The 19619-nt window shown below is 44.7% G+C and carries 18 protein-coding genes and 3 tRNA genes; 11 read left to right on the top strand and 10 right to left on the bottom strand.

The window, feature by feature from the left end; genetic code table 11:
• Nucleotides 1–222 precede the first annotated feature (222 nt).
• The 6 genes from I8U27_RS19590 to I8U27_RS19565 form a co-directional block, all read right to left on the bottom strand.
• Nucleotides 223–1170 (bottom strand): ABC transporter permease subunit, encoded by a 948-nt coding sequence (locus I8U27_RS19590; RefSeq protein WP_181754927.1) that lies wholly within the window; start codon nucleotides 1168–1170, stop codon nucleotides 223–225.
• Entirely contained in the window at nucleotides 1163–2179 is a 1017-nt protein-coding gene (locus I8U27_RS19585; RefSeq protein WP_181754926.1) for an ABC transporter permease subunit, read from the bottom strand. Before I8U27_RS19585 ends, I8U27_RS19590 begins: the two co-directional genes overlap by 8 nt.
• A gap of 105 nt (nucleotides 2180–2284) precedes the next feature.
• On the bottom strand, nucleotides 2285–2827 hold the full coding sequence (locus I8U27_RS19580) for a redoxin domain-containing protein (protein WP_181754924.1): 543 nt from the start codon (nucleotides 2825–2827) through the stop codon (nucleotides 2285–2287).
• 4 nt (nucleotides 2828–2831) lie between these two features.
• Nucleotides 2832–3383, bottom strand: coding sequence for a MauE/DoxX family redox-associated membrane protein (locus I8U27_RS19575; protein ID WP_181754922.1), 552 nt, complete (start codon nucleotides 3381–3383; stop codon nucleotides 2832–2834).
• A 12-nt stretch (nucleotides 3384–3395) separates the two neighbouring features.
• Nucleotides 3396–5177: an ABC transporter ATP-binding protein gene (locus I8U27_RS19570; protein WP_181754920.1), complete on the bottom strand. Its 1782-nt coding sequence runs from the start codon at nucleotides 5175–5177 to the stop codon at nucleotides 3396–3398.
• Nucleotides 5178–5293: 116 nt separating this feature from the next.
• Nucleotides 5294–5440 (bottom strand): hypothetical protein, encoded by a 147-nt coding sequence (locus I8U27_RS19565; RefSeq protein ID WP_181754917.1) that lies wholly within the window; start codon nucleotides 5438–5440, stop codon nucleotides 5294–5296.
• Nucleotides 5441–5747: 307 nt separating this feature from the next.
• On the opposite strand from I8U27_RS19565, the gene polA reads away from it, so the two are divergent.
• From polA to I8U27_RS19535, 6 genes are all read left to right on the top strand, one after another.
• Nucleotides 5748–8399 (top strand): DNA polymerase I, encoded by a 2652-nt coding sequence (gene polA / locus I8U27_RS19560; protein ID WP_181754915.1) that lies wholly within the window; start codon nucleotides 5748–5750, stop codon nucleotides 8397–8399.
• An 18-nt stretch (nucleotides 8400–8417) separates the two neighbouring features.
• Entirely contained in the window at nucleotides 8418–9242 is an 825-nt protein-coding gene (gene mutM / locus I8U27_RS19555) for a DNA-formamidopyrimidine glycosylase (RefSeq protein ID WP_181754914.1), read from the top strand.
• A 67-nt stretch (nucleotides 9243–9309) separates the two neighbouring features.
• Nucleotides 9310–9981: a sporulation membrane protein YtaF gene (gene ytaF / locus I8U27_RS19550; RefSeq protein WP_181754912.1), complete on the top strand. Its 672-nt coding sequence runs from the start codon at nucleotides 9310–9312 to the stop codon at nucleotides 9979–9981.
• 16 nt (nucleotides 9982–9997) lie between these two features.
• On the top strand, nucleotides 9998–10615 hold the full coding sequence (gene coaE / locus I8U27_RS19545; RefSeq protein WP_181754910.1) for a dephospho-CoA kinase: 618 nt from the start codon (nucleotides 9998–10000) through the stop codon (nucleotides 10613–10615).
• Nucleotides 10570–11187: a lytic transglycosylase domain-containing protein gene (locus tag I8U27_RS19540; RefSeq protein WP_181754907.1), complete on the top strand. Its 618-nt coding sequence runs from the start codon at nucleotides 10570–10572 to the stop codon at nucleotides 11185–11187. The genes coaE and I8U27_RS19540 overlap by 46 nt, the downstream gene beginning before the upstream one ends.
• A gap of 120 nt (nucleotides 11188–11307) precedes the next feature.
• A complete protein-coding gene (locus I8U27_RS19535; RefSeq protein ID WP_181754905.1) occupies nucleotides 11308–12348 on the top strand; it encodes a glyceraldehyde-3-phosphate dehydrogenase in 1041 nt (346 codons plus the stop codon).
• Between the two features lie 70 nt (nucleotides 12349–12418).
• On the opposite strand, the gene I8U27_RS19530 is transcribed toward I8U27_RS19535, so the two are convergent.
• From I8U27_RS19530 to I8U27_RS19520, 3 genes are all read right to left on the bottom strand, one after another.
• Nucleotides 12419–12889 (bottom strand): GyrI-like domain-containing protein, encoded by a 471-nt coding sequence (locus I8U27_RS19530; protein WP_181754903.1) that lies wholly within the window; start codon nucleotides 12887–12889, stop codon nucleotides 12419–12421.
• 175 nt (nucleotides 12890–13064) lie between these two features.
• Nucleotides 13065–14687 (bottom strand): peptide ABC transporter substrate-binding protein, encoded by a 1623-nt coding sequence (locus I8U27_RS19525; RefSeq protein ID WP_181754901.1) that lies wholly within the window; start codon nucleotides 14685–14687, stop codon nucleotides 13065–13067.
• Nucleotides 14688–14963: 276 nt separating this feature from the next.
• Nucleotides 14964–15389, bottom strand: coding sequence for a TetR/AcrR family transcriptional regulator (locus tag I8U27_RS19520; RefSeq protein ID WP_181754899.1), 426 nt, complete (start codon nucleotides 15387–15389; stop codon nucleotides 14964–14966).
• A gap of 245 nt (nucleotides 15390–15634) precedes the next feature.
• Here I8U27_RS19520 and nrdR point away from each other — a divergent pair, with 245 nt between their 5' ends.
• From nrdR to I8U27_RS19495, 5 genes are all read left to right on the top strand, one after another.
• Nucleotides 15635–16126: a transcriptional regulator NrdR gene (gene nrdR, locus I8U27_RS19515; RefSeq protein WP_181754897.1), complete on the top strand. Its 492-nt coding sequence runs from the start codon at nucleotides 15635–15637 to the stop codon at nucleotides 16124–16126.
• Nucleotides 16127–16221: 95 nt separating this feature from the next.
• Nucleotides 16222–17694 (top strand): replication initiation and membrane attachment family protein, encoded by a 1473-nt coding sequence (locus I8U27_RS19510; RefSeq protein ID WP_181754895.1) that lies wholly within the window; start codon nucleotides 16222–16224, stop codon nucleotides 17692–17694.
• A 210-nt stretch (nucleotides 17695–17904) separates the two neighbouring features.
• Nucleotides 17905–17980, top strand: a tRNA-Phe gene (locus I8U27_RS19505).
• Nucleotides 17981–17986: 6 nt separating this feature from the next.
• Nucleotides 17987–18061: transfer RNA gene (locus tag I8U27_RS19500), tRNA-Gly, on the top strand.
• An 11-nt stretch (nucleotides 18062–18072) separates the two neighbouring features.
• A tRNA-Leu gene (locus I8U27_RS19495) sits at nucleotides 18073–18161 on the top strand.
• Between the two features lie 131 nt (nucleotides 18162–18292).
• On the opposite strand, the gene I8U27_RS19490 is transcribed toward I8U27_RS19495, so the two are convergent.
• Nucleotides 18293–19516: an MFS transporter gene (locus I8U27_RS19490; RefSeq protein WP_181754893.1), complete on the bottom strand. Its 1224-nt coding sequence runs from the start codon at nucleotides 19514–19516 to the stop codon at nucleotides 18293–18295.
• Between the last annotated feature and the right edge of the window lie 103 nt (nucleotides 19517–19619).

Here is a 19619-nt window from a genome sequence, read left to right as displayed (position 1 = left end):
TCCCCTTGACAATGCACCTGTCGAGAGCTTTTTCGGATGGTTTAAGAATGAATTGTATACAGACTATCGTCCTAAAAGCCCGGAAGAACTGCTACATGAACCATCAACGTCCACAAATGAAGCTGAAAAACCAAGCACCTATTCCTTATCGAATGAGTGCTTAACGAGGCTTTAATTTTTTGTCTACATACTCTTGACCAGTTCAATTCCCCCGGCTTTTTGTTATATATGCGGATGCTTGTTGTAAATCTGACGATATCCCTCTTCCAATCCTTTGGATATCAGGAAAAACGACAACAGCAACAAAAAATAAGCAGCCAGCGGAATCCAGATCAGATACGGATAAGCGATGACCCATTGCTTGTTCTGGCCCATCAAACCCACCCACTCAAAGCTTTTTGAATAATACTCGATTCTGATGTTATCGTACATTTTGACTTCTGTTCCACCCAGAAAGATTTTAAGCAAGCTGAGTTGGCCGAGGACATTGAGCACCAGAATCATGTCCTGTACGAACAGGATGATGAAATTTTCCTTGAGCATTGGAAGGATGTGCTTTCGGACCAACCATCCTCTGGTTGCTCCCATCACTTTGGAAACCATTACAGACAAACGGTTTTTCAGCTCCCGGGTCTGTTCGGCGATTGTTGTAGCCACAGGAGATAAGCCAAACAACACCAAAACCGTCCCCTGCAGCAAAACCAATATCCAATAGGAAAATATTTTGACCGGGATAGAGAGCAAGATAATCAGCAGGATGATAGCCGGGATACTTCCGAATAAGCCGGTCAGGGAAAAGAGGTTATTCCTGTTATCTTTTATTGGTTTAACAAAATTCTCTCTTTCTTTTTTCATCCCCATCCAAACCCCGATCCAACCACCAAGCGAGACACGCAAAAGAGAGACAATTGCAACAAATACCAGCGTATGTCTCAGGCCATATAACATCAATGATAAGACATCACGTCCTCTCTGGTCTTTGCCGAACCAGTGATCATCATCCGGAGGAGACGGAGCAGTGATCGGTTCAGCTCCTTTAAACACGAGAGGCTTTTCAAGTTGGGGTGAATATGGAGCGACGTGGGGACCAATCACGGCAATCACTGCAAATACCGTCAGCAGAACCAGTCCTGTCCAAAGGGAGAGGTTTCCACGGGTAGACTTAGTCATGTGCAAACCTCCGTTCCAAACCGGTTATGGTCAGGCGCATCGCACCATATGTCAGGAAGAAGATCAGGATCAAGCTCCACAACGAGTTAACCATAATCGGGTATTGGTCAAACAGATTTGGCTTTTGGTGAAACAAGTCCGGAACATACCCCAGATTTCTGTCCAATCCGGGGGCAAGGAAACGGGTGATTCCCGGAGAGTTGAACAGATATTCGATTATGATCATGTTTCCGGTCATGATGGATGCGATTCGGAACAAATCTGCCTTGATCAGCGGCAGTATATTACGAAGAATGTGCTGTGCATAAATCGTTCGTTTTTTCAATCCCTTGGACTTGGCAGTAAGAATGTAGTCCTCTGACAGGACTTTGTATGTATGACTGGAAACCATCCGGACGATATAAACAAACGGAAGGCAAAAGAGTGTTAAAAACGGCAACAGATAAGCTGTATCAATACTGGTTGTGGCCACTTCAGCTATGAGAATGTCAGTCCGGGTATATAGAAATACGACAAGAAGCTGCAAGAAAAAAGCAGTGGCAAAATCAGGAATGATTACAAGAAATTCAAGTGCATTTTTTATCCATCCCCTGGAACGGGCCAGAAGTAATCCGATTAATGTTCCCAATAGAAGAGCCAGTACACTGGCAAATACCATATTCACAGCTGAATAAACAATCAGAGGCCGGGTTTCTATGAAAAAATTGCGGGTTTCCGAAACCTCTTCATTCTGGTTGAAGTAAAGAAAATGCTTATAGGTGAAACTTTCTCCGGTCAGAATTCCTTTGACATACCCGAAGATGTCGTCAAAGATTGATCGAAACGCTTCTGGTGTCGAAACCTTTAGTGTTGACGGATCCAACGTACCAAAAATCAGCACATTATACTCTTTGGGCATGGTTGAACTACTTGAGCTAAACAATAACATTTCCAATAATCGTGGTAACGCCGCGATCAAAAGTACTCCAAACACAAATCCAATTAGTATTAGAATTCGTCTGATCCACATTTCTCCGCCCCCCCTTAATATTTGTCACGTTGGATGAACAAAAAGAAAGTGCCGCCCCGCCAAAGCTGGGCGACGAGAATCTCACCAGCAATCTAAAAATGAAAGTCAAGCAATCAGTTTATCAATCACTCTTGAGCCTTCTTTCGTGACGATTCCTTCCTCAATCACAAATCCATTTGGAATGGGTGTTTTCTTGCTTTTACACAGATTTACGATATCATCCGAGATGATTAGAGGAATGTTCATCATGGATAACTTTTTACTATAGGTGTTGATGGTTTCTTCTGTATCCCGGTTGATCACAGCGATAATCCGATGGGGTTGTTGATCGTTATGGATCCCTTTATCCTGCATTGCTTTCATTACCAGTTTACAAGCGGAACAGGCTGTATCCATCACTAACAGGGTAACAGGTTCCGCAATCTGGGCATTCACAGTCACAACCTCATCACTATTGACAGCTTGTTGCCGGATATCAGGGAAAGGCTTGCCGACAAAGGGGGAGGTGGAGGTAAATCCGCTGTTCTCCAGTTCCTCTATTTTCATAACATATTGCCCAACTAGTTTCATCAGTTTGAATACGATCAACATGATAAACAAGATAGCAATCCATTGAATAATATAAGCAATGATCCAGGGCGTACTCATTTCATTACCTCGCATTCATTGTGTTCAAGTGTTTGAGTTCATTTAAAATACCTATGATCAAAGAAAAAACCAGTCCGGAAAAAACTGCAAAAAGAGATGAAATATCGTAATAGAAACTCCCCGAAATGAAATAATCGTCTAAGCGAAACAACCGTTGCTGATTGACCGCCAACCAAGTACAAGGGATTGTCCAAAGAATGTTTCTAAACACGAGCCACCAGGAAATTTTATGATTTCCCGCAATTCCGCCGCATCCACAGTTCAGATTAGATTGGCCCCTTATCAAAGAAACGGAGATGGCAAGAGTATAAATGACCAGTAAGGCTATGCTGATCAGTGAAACCCACTCAATGAACAATCCGAAAAGCATACAGATCGTAATTGCAATCTCCTGTATCACGCCCAGGATTGCAAGCGGGACAACCAGCCTTCGTTCCAGCAAGTTATAGTTGGTCAACGTTTGAACATGGTGAGAGAAATCCTTTAACTTATGCAAGGAGGTACTTAAAAACAAGCAGAACAAAATAGTTCTCATAAATAAACTGATATACTCCATAACCCTTCCCCCCTACTCATACCACTTCGCCTGCATTCTGTACATGTTTGCATATTCACCGTTTAAGCTTATCAGATCCCAATGATTGCCCTGTTCAATCAACTTTCCGTTCTTTAACACCAGAATACGGTCTGCCAACCTGGCGGCCGCCATTCGGTGGGAAATAAAAATCGTTGTTTTATTGGAAGTTAAATTTTCAAATTTCTCAAACACCTCTAGCTCCGATAACGGGTCCAGTGCAGCCGTTGGCTCATCTAAGATATAAATTTCCCCTTCTTTGACCAGTGCGCGGGCTAATCCGATTTTTTGCCATTGCCCTCCCGACAGGTCTTCTCCATCCATTAGAACTCTGCCCAACACCGTGTCATATTGATCAGGAAAAGATGTAATTAAATCATGAATTTCCACTTTTTTCGAAGCGGATTGGATTTTACTCAATTGATTGATATCAGAAATACTGCCAACAGCTATGTTTTCTTTAACAGACAGATTGAACCTTACAAAGTCCTGAAAAATACATGTAATCTTTTCATACAAATCATCTCTATTCATATCTGTAATCGGAATATCATCAAAATAGATCTGACCTTTTTCAACCGGGTATAATCCCATCAAACACTTGACCAGGGTGGTTTTTCCAGATCCATTTGCCCCGACAATGGCCACTTTTTCTCCGCTTTTAATCTCAAAAGATATATCTTTTAGAACGGGTCTTTCACTAAAAGGATATTTGAATGAAACATTATGAAAGCGAATTCCCTTCTGAAGTGTATGCGGAAAGGGGGTTTTTCCCGTATACTCAATGATTTTGTCTTCTTTAAAAGAAAGGAAACCAACCAAATCCGTTATGTATAAATGGTCTTTATAGAACTGGGATACATTAATCGCTATTGAATTCGCAGAGTTTTGCGTACGCTCAAAAGATTGGAGAATGGCTACGAAGGCACCTATACTTAGTGAGGTTGAGCGCAATAGAGAAATAACCAGGACAACCGCGGCAACATAAAGCAGCGAAGTAAGTAAATAGAGACCGATTTGTATATACTCCTGTTTTCTAAGCAGCGTTAGATATTCATTCATATTTTTTCTATAAAATTTGGACCATTGTTGAATGAAATAGTCTTTAAGTTTGAAAAGCCGTACCTCTTTGGCAATTTCCCGGGAGTTGAGTAAGAGAGCAAAATAATTGGCTTTTCGCGCATTGGGAGTCTGATATTTCATCATAACAAATTGCTGGCTGCTGAAGCGCATTTGCACAATTAATGTCGGGACAATAGCCAGCATGGATAAAACGGACAACCCCCAATGAGTGGATAATAGGTACCCAATCAATGAAAACAGAGTGAGTGATTCCTTAACAAAAGCATATATTCTTTTGACCGGACTTAAAACCCGTTCTCCCAAATGCCCGTGAATTCGTTCATGGTGATGATGAAACTCCGGAAGATCAAAGTAAGCTAAAGGAACCGATGCGGCTTTGATTGAAACGATTTTGGTTAAATGATAGTTCAACCGTTCTGCTACATGGGTATCATAAAGTCTTGTAATGTTGCCGGAGGAAAAAGAAAACAGAAGAATAATTAGTTGTATGAATAACAGATGGAGTAATGGCCCGAAATCAGCCCCGCTTTTGGAGCTAATCATTTTCGATATTTCATTTACCAGGTTTTCTGTGATCCAAAGAGAAGCTAATGGTAAAAATCCCAATAGTATATTAAAGATCAATGAAATAAATATCCAATCTTTGGCGTGTTTGAAAATAAAATTAAATAGAAATCTATATCTTTTCTTCATTGACCATAACCCACTCGATCTATGTATGGTATTTTTCACTTCTATTCAGCAGAAAAGGGGGCATGATGGCTTAATATGGCCGCTCATGCTCCCTCTGTATCAGTGATGCTTTTATCTTACATGCATGTGGTCCAGAACACACATTTATCTACACAATTGACATAACAGGTGGGACAATCCGGATCCGTATAGCATTCCGGTTTTACATCACCGGATGCAACCGATTTTCCGGATGCCAGGGACTTCACGAGCTTCAGCAGCATATGTAGCCCTCCTTAATAAATTGTTTTGTAATTTAAACGAATACAAATATTCGTTCGTCTTTAATTTTAAAACAAAATAGTCTTATAGTCAATAATATTTTTAATATATGACTTATTAATTACAATTTTTATATCCGGATTGTACCAATGGTTGTTTGACAGCGACCGCTTGTTCGCTTCATCATGCCATTTTACTGGAAGTTGGCAGTTATCTCGTGTAAAATAGACATGTTCTTACAATTGATACAGGATGTTTGGGCTGCTGCATGTATATAGAATCAATCCTGAAAATGAGCGGGGGAAGATTGTGGGTAAATTAGTTTTAATCGATGGCAACAGCATTGCGTTTCGCGCGTTTTATGCATTGCCGCTCTTAACAAATGCCACTGGTACATATACCAATGCTGTGTACGGATTTACGATGATGCTGCTGAAAGTGTTGGAGGAAGAAAAACCGACGCACCTTCTGGTCGCCTTTGACGCGGGCAAAACTACTTTTCGCCATAACGATTATCAGAAGTACAAAGGGAAAAGAGAGAAAACCCCCGGTGAGTTGTCGGAGCAAATACCGCTTATTAAAGAGGTTTTAGATGCTTTTCAAATCCGCTCTTTTGAGCTGGAAGGCTATGAAGCGGACGACATTATCGGGACGCTCGCTCATTCTCCCGAAGCGGAGGGGCTGGAGACTTTAATCGTGAGCGGGGATAAAGACTTGTTGCAATTGGTTAATGACCATGTTCAGGTCTTAATGACGCGCAAAGGCGTTACTGAAACAGAACGTTATGATGTCAAAGCTGTGGACGAGAGGTACGGGCTTACTCCCGGACAGATCATTGACTTAAAAGGTTTGATGGGTGATCCGTCTGACAATATTCCGGGCATCCCCGGAGTGGGGGAGAAAACGGCATTAAAGCTGTTGCATCAGTTCCCTACGGTGGAGGAAATTATTGAGCATGCAGATGAATTGCCGGGAAAGAAATTGCAGGAAAAAGTGCGTGAACATGCAGACCAGGCTCTTTTGAGCAAAAAGCTGGCGACGATTTACACCGAAGTTCCACTGGAATTTGGTGTGAGCGATTTAAAGCTGCCCCCGACAGACCTGAAAAAAGTGTCGGAGGTTTTTAAAAAACTGGAGTTTAAAACGCTGCTCAACCGGATTCACACAGGTGGCGAAACCGGGGAAGAGGTTCGGGAGGCTGAACCGGAACAGATTTCATACCAAATCGTCACAGCAGATCATCGTGACGAGACAGAAAAAGTGTTAAAACAGGATCAGCTGGCTGTTTATGTGGAGATGACAGAGGAGAATCCCCATCGTGCCGAAGTGACGGGGATTGCCGTTTCAGACGGGAAGGCCCAGCTTTATATCCCGATGGAAACAGCAAGACACTGGGAAGCGTTTCAAGCGTGGTTGGCGGATGGCAATCGGCGCAAAATCGTTTATGATGTGAAAAAAACAATGGTGTCTCTGGAAAACAAAGGCTTTCAGACGGATGGCTTTCAGTTTGACGTACTTCTGGCCGCCTATCTGCTTAATCCCTCTGAATCCCGGTATGAATTGAGCGACATGGTGGAGCGCCATTTACAAGGCTTTTTGCCATCAGATGAAGAGGTGTACGGCAAAGGGGCGAAGCGGCGGGCTTTGGAAGGGGAGGAATTGGCCCGGCACCTGGCCCGTAAAACATCTGCGATCTGCCAGTTATATCCGGTTTTATTAAAAGAGCTTGAACAAGCGGACTTATATGACCTGATGTGCGGACTGGAGATGCCGCTTGCGGGTGTCCTGGCCGGGATGGAGCAGCAGGGGGTCCGGGTAGACAAAAAGCGGCTGGATGATCTGGGCATTGAATTAAAGGAAAGCATGGACCGGCTCACGGACGAAATCTATGAAATTGCCGGGGTTGAATTTAATATTAACTCGCCAAAACAGCTCGGAGAAATCTTGTTTGATAAACTGGGCCTTCCTGTGCTGAAGAAAACCAAAACCGGATATTCGACTAGTGCCGATGTCCTGGAGAGATTAGCTCCACAGCATGAAATCGTGGAGAAGATTCTTCACTACCGCCAGGTGGGCAAGCTCTATTCTACCTATATTGAGGGGCTGAAAAAGGAAATCGGCCGGGATGGCAAAATCCATACCCAGTTTCACCAAACGATCACTGCAACCGGCCGCCTGAGCAGTACCGAACCTAATTTGCAAAACATCCCGATTCGCCTGGAAGAGGGCCGGCGCATCCGCCAGGTGTTTGTCCCCTCTAAAGAAGGATGGTATATGCTGGCCGCCGACTATTCACAGGTGGAATTGCGCGTCCTCGCCCATTTGTCAGAAGATGAGAGTTTGCAGTACGCCTTTAAGCATGGGCTGGATATTCATACCCAAACGGCGATGGATGTGTTTGGAGTGAGTGAAACGGAAGTAACCCCGCTGATGCGCAGGCATGCAAAAGCAGTTAACTTCGGAATTGTGTATGGAATTAGCGATTTCGGCCTGTCACAAAACCTGAATATTACCCGCAAAGAGGCCAAAGATTTTATTGACCGCTATTTTGAAACCTACCCGGGTGTAAAAAGATATATGGACACTGTAGTGAAACAGGCCAAAAAAGAGGGGTTTGTAACAACTTTGCTCGGGCGTCGCCGCTATCTGCCGGATATTAATTCACGCAATTTCAACCTGCGCAGTTTTGCCGAACGGACGGCGATGAACACGCCAATTCAGGGGACTGCCGCCGATATTATCAAATATGCAATGGTAGAAATGGATAAACGAATGAAAGAGGAGAAGCTGGAAAGCCGGATGCTCTTGCAAGTACATGACGAGCTGATTTTTGAAGTTCCGGAGGAAGAACTGCCGGTGATGAGGACACTGGTGCCTGAAGTGATGGAGGGAGCCCTGCCGCTCTCTGTACCGCTGCAGGTTGATGTGAATGTCGGGAAGAGCTGGTACGAAGCCAAATAACAACAGGGGGAAACAACATTGCCTGAATTACCAGAAGTAGAAACTGTGAGACGAACGTTAAAAAAGCTGATTGTGGGGAAAACCATTGAAAACGTGACTGTCAATCTGCCGCGGATCATTCGGCGCCCTGATGATGTTGAACAGTTTCGCCATGAATTAATCGGAACAACGATTTCAGATGTGAGGCGGCGGGGCAAGTTTCTGAAAATCATCTGTGGGCCGTGGGTTCTGGTTTCCCATTTGCGGATGGAGGGAAAATACAGGGTTGTGGAGCAGAGTGAACCACTGGAAAAACATACCCATGTCATTTTCCATTTCACCGATCAAACGGAGTTGCGCTATCGCGATGTCCGCCAGTTCGGAACCATGCATCTCTTTCCACTGGGGGAGGAAGAAATGCATCCCCCCCTGGCTAAATTGGGACCGGAGCCGCTGTCTGATGCATTTACCCTCGACTGGTTTCAAGAAACAGTTGTGAAAAAGAAGTCAAAAATCAAAGCGGTACTGTTAAATCAGGAATATCTGGTCGGGTTGGGGAATATTTATGTGGACGAGTCTCTGTTTGCGGCAGGCATTCACCCTGAACGTGCCGCTTCGTCTCTCACTGCGGAGGAAATCGAAAAGTTGTATTACAGCATTAAAAAGACTTTGTCTGAGGCGGTGGAGGCGGGTGGTTCATCTGTACGCTCCTACCTGAACGGACAGGGGGAGATGGGGATGTTTCAACTGCAGATTCAAGTGTATGGCAGAAAAAATGAACCGTGTCTTCGATGCGGAACCCCGATTCAGCGCTTAGTGGTCGCCGGCAGGGGCACACATATCTGCCGCCGGTGCCAGCAGTGATCATTCACCCATTTTCCTAAGCTTCATAAGATAGGTTATCATCCTGTCTTGTGAAGGAGTGTCGGTGATGTGGCACGGCTTATCGATGATCTGGCTGGCTTTTGCCGTTAGTCTGGACAGCTTTGGCGCAGGAAACACTTATGGTATGCGCAAGATTCGCATTCCTTTCTTATCGACGGTGATCATCGCCTGCTGTTCAGGCGGGGTGATTTTTGGTTCGATGAAAGCAGGCGGCTGGCTGGCCGGATGGCTTTCCCCCGGCATCGCCAGTATGATTGGTGCACTAATTTTAATTGTGCTAGGGTGTTGGACTCTTTACCAGGGCTTTATTAATGCGAACCATCCGGAACCTCTTCCCGGTGAGGCAGCGGTTTCCAAACATAAAGGCACAAACGGGATCAAAGTGTGGACCTTTGAGCTGAAGACCATCGGTCTTGTCATTCAAATTTTGAAAACTCCAATGGCGGCAGATATGGACCGTTCCGGTTCGATCTCGCCGATAGAAGCTGTTTTGCTCGGTGCAGCCCTGTCTCTGGATGCATTTGGAGCCGGACTGGCCGCTGTGATGATTGGGCTTCCGCCGGCATCGGTTGCCCTGTTGATTGCCGGAATGAGTGCCCTTTTCTTGCGTCTGGGGATGTGGATGGGTTTTCGCTGTGTGAATAAAATCCGAAGCCCGATTCTTCATTACTTACCAGGTATTTTTCTTGTTTTGCTGGGCCTGATGCGCTTTTTTTAAGGAGTGGTGGTCTAACATGATTCTCGGTTTAACAGGTGGAATTTCCACCGGAAAGAGTACCGTTTCAGCTATGCTGAAAGAGCGTGGTGCGGTTATCATCGATGCAGATCAAGTGGCCAGAGAAGTTGTTGAGCCGGGAACAGAGGGGTTAAGAAGAATTTACGAACATTTCGGGAAACAAGTTTTGCATGAAGACGGCCGTTTAAACCGGAGTGTTTTAGGAGATATCATCTTCTGGAATGAAGATTTGCGAAAGAAATTAAATGAATTGCTTCATCCTCTCATCAGGGATGTTATTATGGAAAGAACAAGAGTTGTTCTTGAAAAAAATCCGTCGGAGATTGTGATTTGGGACGTCCCTATGTTAATAGAGGGAAATTTGACACAATTTGTCGAAAAGGTTATTGTGGTATATATACCTGAACCCATCCAGTTAAAGAGGCTGATGAAACGGAATTCGCTGTCTGAAGCTGAGGCGCGAAAACGGATTGCGTCTCAACTCAGTATAGAGGAAAAAAAGAAATTGGCAGACTATGTCATTGACAACAGTGGATCTCTGGAGATGACAGAAAGACAGGTTGATCAGTTATGGAACTATCTAACATTAAAAAGTGGATCAAGCCGGCAATCGTAGCGTTGCCGCCTAAACGGACGCTGCTGATTGCTTTTGTGCTGTTGCTGTTATACTTGTTAGTGGCTTCTCCACTCTTTAATCGTTTGATGTATCCGCTGGAATATGAAGAATATATTGTCAACAGTGCAGAAGCAACCGGAGCTGACCCCTATTTAGTTATGGCGATCATTCGGGTTGAAACAAAGTTTGATCCGGACAAACAGTCACGCGTGGGAGCCAGAGGGTTGATGCAGTTAATGCCGGAGACGGTTGACTTCGCAATTAAAAAAGGAAACTTTTCTCCTTCTTTTCGTGATTACGTTGAGGACCCGGCGATCAATATACATATGGGAAGCTGGTATATAGCCGCCTTGACAAAGGAATTCAAAGGAAATAAAGTAGCCGTGATGGCAGCATACAATGCCGGGCCGGGCCGGGTACACAAATGGCTGGATCAAGGAGTTTGGGACGGAACCAGACAAAATGTTGACCAAATTCCTTATGGGGAAACCCGTCACTATATTCAACGTGTCACCAACTACTACGAAAAGTACAAACAATTATATCAACATCTGCCGAAAAATAAGCAGTAATCAGTTACCCTGTTCTACGATGGAACAGGGCTTTTGTTTGTTTATGTTGCAAATTATGACATACTGATTATAATAAAGAGAGAGATTTGTATGTAACAAATGGGAAGGGGACCAATAGCAATGACACTCCGCATCGCTATCAACGGATTTGGACGGATTGGAAGAATGGTGTTTAGAAAAGCAGTTTTAGATCCATCCATTGAAGTGGTGGCAATTAACGCAAGTTATCCGGCTGAAACACTGGCTCACCTGATTAAGTATGACACAATTCACGGAATGTACCATCATGAAGTGACAGCAAGCGGGGAAGGCCTGATTGTAAACGGCCATTTGACCAAACTGGTTTCAAATCGTGATCCCTGGGAGCTTCCCTGGAAAGAGCTTGGTATTGACGTCGTTGTTGAAGCGACAGGTAAATTCTGTGACCGCGAGGGAGCATCCAAACACCTCCAGGCAGGGGCAAAAAAAGTGGTTATAACGGCACCCGGAAAAAATGAGGATATTACGATCGTCATGGGTGTGAATGAAAGCGATTACGATGCTGAACAGCATCATATCATTTCCAATGCTTCCTGCACCACCAACTGTTTGGCTCCGGTTGTGAAAGTATTGCACCAGGCTTTCGGGATTGAACATGGTTTGATGACCACTGTACATGCTTATACAAACGACCAAAAAAATCTGGACAATCCACATAAAGATTTGCGCAGAGCACGGGCTTGTGCCCAATCCATTATTCCCACTAAAACGGGTGCTGCCAGAGCATTGGGGCTGGTCATTCCCGAACTAAAAGGCAAATTGAACGGTTTTGCTTTACGGGTACCTACACCGAATGTATCTGTGGTCGATTTAGTGGCTGATTTAAGGACGAAGGTGACGGCTGAAGAAGTAAATGCAGCTTTAAAGGCTGCTTCCGGAACAACGATGGAAGGAATCATACAGTATTGTGACCAACCGCTTGTTTCCTCCGATTTTAATGGAAATTCCCACTCTTCGATCATCGACGCCCTGTCCACGATGGTAATCGGTGACCGGCAAATCAAAGTACTGGCCTGGTATGATAATGAATGGGGCTACTCCTGCCGCGTTGTCGATCTTGTCAAATACACCGGAAAAACGATGACTCAAAATCGCCAATTAGAGGAAGTATCAGCTTCATAGTTTTCAGGCATCATCCATATTTCAAGCAAATGCGGAATCCCCCGGTTCGTTCGGAAGCCGGGGGATTCCTTTATTTTTTTATAGGGATATAAATTTCATAAGCATTGTCGGCCGCGGTTGGATCGTGGATCGCCGGGTTATAACGGTGATCAAAAACCTCCAAACCCAGTGTACTATGATCTTTTTGATAACCCATTTTTTCGATCCAGGTCCAGGCTCTTTGATAAGTGGCGGGAACGCTTTTCATTGCCCCTTTGTGCGTAAACACCGCATATCGTTGTGTGGGAACGGTCAGTGCTAACATGCCTTCCGGAAGATGATCCGCAGACTTGACCTCTACCCCGATATAACAGGTGAAATCGGTGACACGATCATGGCAGGGACTGACGAAAACACCGGGTCTCACTTGATCGGGAATTTCGTCAATGCGTTTGATAAATTTTTCCCAGAGTTTTGGAATCTCTCTTGACATGGTATAGGGTCCTGTCCACCCAAATCCTACAATCTGAAAAGAGTCTTTGGTCACAATCCGGCCTTGCATGATAGCCTCCTTTTTTAAATTAAATCTTTAAGAGACCAAAAAATAATATAATTTACGTTATTATAAATTCTATGGTATATTCAGAGAGTTGGCAAGGCATATTTTGTATCAATATAAATGTTTTTCTGTTCTTTTCTTCTAAAAAATAACCCCCAGCCGCGCTGAGGATGAATGGCTAATGTTTCTCAATATATACCCACTTTAATGAATAGGTTGAACCAAACGGATGGCGAATGAGTCCTTTTACATAGGGCTTAACCAACGACAGATCTTTGACATAGTAGAGCGGAATCAACGCCTGGTCGTTCCGGACGAGAAATTTCTCGGCCTGGATCAGGTATTTGATCTGCTGATCTAAAAAGGGCGAATTGACCGCGCGTTTGATTGTTTCATCAAACGGAGTATCTTGATATTTTCCGGTGTTCATTGGATGCCTGGATGTAAAAGTCTCTAATAATGAAGCCGGGTCCGGATAGGTGGCTGACCAGTCTGAGAGCGCTATGTCAAATTTCCCTGATTGCTCAAGAGACCGCTTTGCAGCCCGGGAAGTGGTATTGAGCAAAATATTTAAGCCAAGGTGTTCCCTTAATTGTCTTTTAAGTTCAATGGCTAATTCCACTTGGCCATCTTCGCAGCTTAACATGACTAGACTGACGGGGGGCTCGCTCAATCCCAGTTCTGCCAGGCCTTCATGAAACAGTTTTTTCGCTTTCGCAATATCCTGTTTGGCCTCCGGTATGTTCGCTTCATGTTGAAAAGAGGACTTGATCCCGTTCATGGAGGGAGGAATCAGGCCTCCTGCCGGTTCAGCACCCATTTTTACGATCCGGACTAATCTCTCGCGATCAATTGCATAATGAATCGCCTGACGGATTTTTTTATTTTGGAAAAATTGATTTTTATAATTAAAACGGATATATTGCGTTGTCGATGTTTGAGTGGAATGAAACTCTCTGGATTTCATATATGCAGGTACAAACTCCTGGTCAATCCTGGTCGTGTCAATTTTACCGGCAAGGTATAGACCCATGTTTCTCGTTAAGTCGTTGGAGACATAGAAAAAAACCTGTTGCAAATGAACATTTTTGTGATCCCAGTAACGTTTGCTTTTGGTGAGGATCACGGTTCCTTCGTCTGTGACCATGCTGATGGTGAATGGGCCATTAAATACCATTTTTGTCGGATCTCTACCGTATTGACTTCCTTGATCCTGTAAGAGATCTTCTCGTACCGGTGAAAATTCAGTTAAAGCCACTAAGCTGAGAAAATTCCGGACAGGGCGTTTTAAACGGATTTGCAAAGTACGGTCATCGAGAGCATCAATGCCAACTTTATCTGCGCGTACTTCGCCTTCATGAAAGCTTTCGGCATTCACGATTGGGTAGAACAGATAAGCCTCCGGTGACTTTGTCGCAGGGGATAAGAGACGTTTCCAGGCGAATTCAAAATCATGAGCTGTCACCGGTTTTCCGTCACTCCACTCTGAGTGGCGCAAAGTAAAGGTATAGACGGTTTGATCGGGGCTCACCTCCACTTTCTCAGCCAGGCCGGGAATGGGCTGATGGTGTTGATTCAATCTCATCAAACCTTCACTCACATTGCTTAAGATGTTTAATGAAAACGAATCATGGGTAAGTGCGCTGTCAAATTTTTTTATGGAGTAAGGGATTGTCAGGCGGAGAATCTGCTCTTTACTCAATGAGCTGGAATCCCTTTTCGGGTTGGCGGAGGTACTGCATCCAACCAGTTGAAGGATGAGAAAAAATATGAATATGGAAGAGAAAATCCGTAGTTTCATGAGATGAACAGCTCCCTCTGCATGCTCTTTTTCGTGCCACTGAAAGATGTCAATATGATTGATTATAGTTGGCATGAATGAATGCAGAATTGGAATCGGGTGACTTTTGTTAAGAGAAGCTAAAGATTTTTTTAAAATGAGCAGGCTGTTATATAAAGAAGTCAGCATATCGATAAAAGAATTGATCAGTGGGGTAAGCTCTTGCAGGGAAAGCTCTTCACGAATGGTACGGGAGTAAACCCGTGAGTAGCCAAAAAAAGCATCCAGGAGGTCTGATCAGGAGGAATCGTTTGTAAATAGCCAGAAGGTCTGGGAAATATATTGAAGAAAAAGCTGAATGGATTCGCGGGACTCTTTCATGTGATATTGCTCATAGTCCGGGTCCCGTTCGATAAACATCAAGTGATAGTGATGAGGATGGGTGACGTCAAATCGGATGAAGGTATTCAAGATCGTTTGCAATCGTTGAAGCGGGTCATCGCTTTCCCGGTTTTGCCGAACAATTTCTGCTCTCATTTTTGTAAAGTCCCGTTGCAAAATCTCATGCATCAAAGCTGCTTTGTCTTTAAAATGATAGTACAGGGTTCCGTGAGAGTAGCCCAATGCACGGGCAACTTTACGTATGGTTACAGAACAGTAGCTTTCTTCAACAAACAGGGTTCGGGCTGTTTGCAACACTTGTTCACGATTAAATTTTACCATTTTCCATCACCCGAAGTTATTTGACCAATGATTAAATATTATTTATTTCAGGATACTTTATGTTTGAGTCATTAGTAAGGGAAAAATGTGATTAAATAGAAGGGGATTAAAACGATTATCAGAGAATGATAAGAAAGAAAAAATCTTCCTCCATAAAATCGTAAGTAGATCGGGACAAGAAAAGTTTAATCTGATTGTCTAAGATGGTTAACAGGAGCATATGGAGAAGATAGGAGGGGTTGTTTTTGAAGTGCCCGTTCTGTGGGAACAATGGGAGCCGCGTATTAGATTCCCGTCCGGTTCATGAAGGAAGAGCGATTCGCCGCAGAAGAGAATGCGAGCAATGTGAACAGAGGTTTACCACCTTTGAAACAGTTGAAGAACAGCCGTTGATTGTGATTAAGAAAGAGGGAAGCAGAGAGGAATTCAGCCGGGAAAAACTATTGCGCGGCCTGATTCGTGCTTGTGAAAAACGGCCTGTGCCTCTGGAACGGCTGGAGAGTGTCGTGGCGGAGATTGAAAGGACGTTACGGCAAGCGGGCTCGGCAGAAGTCCCTTCTAAAGAAATTGGTGAAATGGTGATGGAACGGCTGGTCGATATCGATGAAGTGGCATATGTCCGGTTTGCCTCTGTGTACCGGCAGTTTAAAGATATTAATGTATTTGTTAGTGAATTGGAAGATTTACTGAGTCGCTCCCGACGAGCGCTTACGGGTGAAAAAAGAGCCGATTCATGAGGAGAATTGGTTAAAAATGAGGTTTGTCCTCAGCCGGGGTTCTCGTGATACAATGAAAAAATCCCACCTGCAACGCTAAATGAGGAGGCTCTGTGATGGCGATGTTTTGGAAAGATGCCGGGTGGTGTTGCCGTACCCGGCGACCGATTCATCACGGCGATCTGCTCGGGTTAACCCATCTGTACCAGCCCATCGTTGGGACTGCCGCCATTGCCCTGTATATGACATTGGCTTTCCAGCTCCCTCTGCACAGAGCCGGTGTCACGAATATTCACAGGCATTCATACTTACTTCAATTATGTTCCCTATCCTTTGACCAGATGTCTGAAGCGAGATATCTGTTAGAAGGAGTAGGTTTGCTTAATACTTATGAAAAGAAAGATCCCGAGCATGGACGTTTCTATGAATATGAAGTGGTGCCGCCACTGACACCTGCCAAATTTTTTCAGAGCGATGTTTTAAGTTTAACTCTGTTTAATCTGTTGGGCAAAGAGCAGTATTTGGCGATTCGCAAACAGTTAGTCGATCCCGGAGAGGCAGAGAACCGTTCAGACCATATACAAGTAACCAATGTCACGAAGTCCTTTCAAGATGTATTTGGGAGTTTGTCTCCGGTGGACATGGCCAAAGCCGTTGAAATGGAGAAGGAAGCAGTCTGGGAAATGGGAAAAATCGACGAAAGCCTTGTCGACGGGCAATTTCCCCAATTGAATGAGGAAGATGAATTATCCATGATACGGATGCGTTTGAGTTCAATCGTGGATGAGGAAGTATGGACAGATCAGTTGATCGCTGAACTGCGCGAAATTCGCTTTCTCTACCAATTGGACGACTGGGATCTGCTTAAAGCCTTACAGAACCCCTATGTAACCAGACATGGCAAAATTGACATGGATCGATTGCGTTCGTTTGTGAAAAGTGAATATCGCCTGCGTTTTGGGGGGCCGCCCATCATCTCTAAGCGAAAAAGTAAATTGCGGGCACTTGAAACCCCGCATCCGGCTTCTGACAAAGCTCAGGATCAAACAGCGCTGACAGAAGAAGAAAAACATTTTCAGCAATTAGCGGAGATTTCCCCTCTGGAATTATTGTCAGCTTATCAGGGCGGAGCAAGGATTCCCGACAGCGATGTGGAACTGGTAGAATCACTCGTCCGGCATTACGGCTTGCCCCATGGAGTCATCAATGTCCTGTTAGAGTATGTTCTGTTGAAATATAACTACAAATTGCCCCGAAACTTAGTTGAAAAAATTGCAGGCCACTGGAAACGGCTTGGTGTTCAAACCGTTGAGGAAGCTTTGAAACAAGCGCGAAAAGAGAACTGGGAAATCAAAAGGAAGAGGCCGGAGCCAAAAGCCGCTGGAAAAACGGGCAGGACTCCCGCCAGGGGAGAGAAATTACCACGTACTGTACTGAAACAGATGCAAGCAAACGCGGAGACCGAGCAATCGGAGAGCATGGAGAACAGAGAGGATTTAGCCGAAAAACAAGCCAGAATTCAGGCCAAACTCAAATTGATGAACGAACGGTTAAGCGCCAGAAAACACGATAAGGAAAATACGCCCTGATCAGGATTGGCCGGGAGGTTCAACTGTAAATCACGGGTCTCCCGGCTCTTTTGGACCAAATCGAACTCTTTCGCAAACAGTGGAGCGATCATGTGGAAAAACATTTCTTTGCGGTTGGAGCTAATAAATTTTTTATAAAAAGAGGTTGCATTCATGGATACAGCCGTGCTATAATCTTCTTTGTCAGCAACACAGACTGGCAGTTTAAAAGGTTCGGTAGCTCAGTCGGTAGAGCAGAGGACTGAAAATCCTCGTGTCGGCGGTTCGATTCCGTCCCGAACCACCACGTGTTGCGGAAGTGGCTCAGGGGTAGAGCATCGCCTTGCCAAGGCGAGGGTCGCGGGTTCGAATCCCGTCTTCCGCTCCAATTTTATATACGCCGGGGTGGCGGAATAGGCAGACGCACAGGACTTAAAATCCTGCGGTAGGTAACTATCGTGTCGGTTCGAGTCCGACCCTCGGCACCAACAAAATCCTTGATTCATCTGAATTAAGGATTTTTTAATTATCATAACACAGGAATTCCCCGCCCCTCTGGATGTACGGGGGCGGGGAGTGTTCCGGGAGATTGTCCCCGGTTCCTTATCTTGTAAATGTTTTACGCTTGTGCTTCTGTTCCTATTTGATGTTCCTTTTCCAATCCCCGTTCCTTGACAAATAAGATAATGATCGCCGCTAAAACAGGCCCCAGTGCCAGTGTGCCAAAGGCATAGAAATAGTTATGAGTTTGATCCAGGACAGAACCGACTGCAAGCGGGGACAATAGCGATCCCAGTTGCCAGATTGTATTGACCAGCCCTGTAGCTGTGCCGATCTGTTTTCGATCCACCAGTTCTCCGATGAAATTGTTGACCACCGGGCTGTAAACAAAGGCGGAAATGCCCAGAATACCGGCCAATACATACAGCAAATGGACGTTTTTATTCGATCCGAACCATAATAACATGGGGGCAAAGGTGACTAATAACCAAAACAAGAGAATTTTTTTGCTCCGGATAAACTCAGAACAAATTCCGATGATGGGCTTGCACAAAATTGCCGTAATCCCGTAAATGGACATGATTGCACCCGCCTCGGCCAATGAAAGGTGCAAAGCTTTATTTATATAGGTGTTTGCCCAGGTGGCAGTGCCCCAGGTGGCCCACATGGCACAAAATCCCGAAAGCCATGTAAGCATCAGGTTGCGATTTTTCAACAGGCTTGCGACATTCTTCCAAAACTCTGCCGGTGTTTGGCTTTGTCGTTGTTGATGAACGGGAGTCCGTTCTTTGAGAAACCAAAATCCAAACGAGAAACCGATGAGGGGAAGCAATCCGGCCACGAAAAATGATGTTTTCCAGCTGTAACTTTCTGCAACTGAGGGTACAAACAAGTTGACAACCGAGACTCCCAGTGAGGAAGCGGTCATGAAAAGTCCCATTGCTGTACTGCGGCCTTTGCCCGGGAACCAGTCAAAGATCGCCCGGACACAGGCGGAGAAAACGGCACCTGAGCCAAATCCCGCAAGAACCCTCAGGACAAACCCCTGGCCATAACTGTGAATGGTACCCATCAATGCAGTAAAGACCCCCATGATTAGAAAGGATGATAACAAAACCTTTCGATATCCAAATCGGTCTGTTAATAATCCGCCAGGCAACTGGGTACATACATATCCAATATAAAAGGCGGTCATATAGCCCCCGGCCTGTGCGGCACTAATACCGAGATCGTGGGAAGCGATCGGTATGACAGGCGGCCATGACAGCCGATCGACAAACGATAGCAAAAAGGCAGTCCAAACAATAAATAGTACTCCGATCTGGTTACTTCGTAAATTCATCAAAAATCCCTCCTCGTATAGTAAGTTTAAATCCTCAAAAACAATCCATTTCCAGTTAAAACTCGTTCTTTGAAAAGTGAATATCCATCATTCATAGGGGGTG

Source organism: Paenactinomyces guangxiensis, from assembly GCF_016055185.1.
In the GTDB taxonomy this organism is placed as follows: domain Bacteria; phylum Bacillota; class Bacilli; order Thermoactinomycetales; family Thermoactinomycetaceae; genus Paenactinomyces; species Paenactinomyces guangxiensis.
Note: the sequence above shows the minus strand (reverse complement) of the source record. Positions and strands in the feature narration are given on the sequence as shown.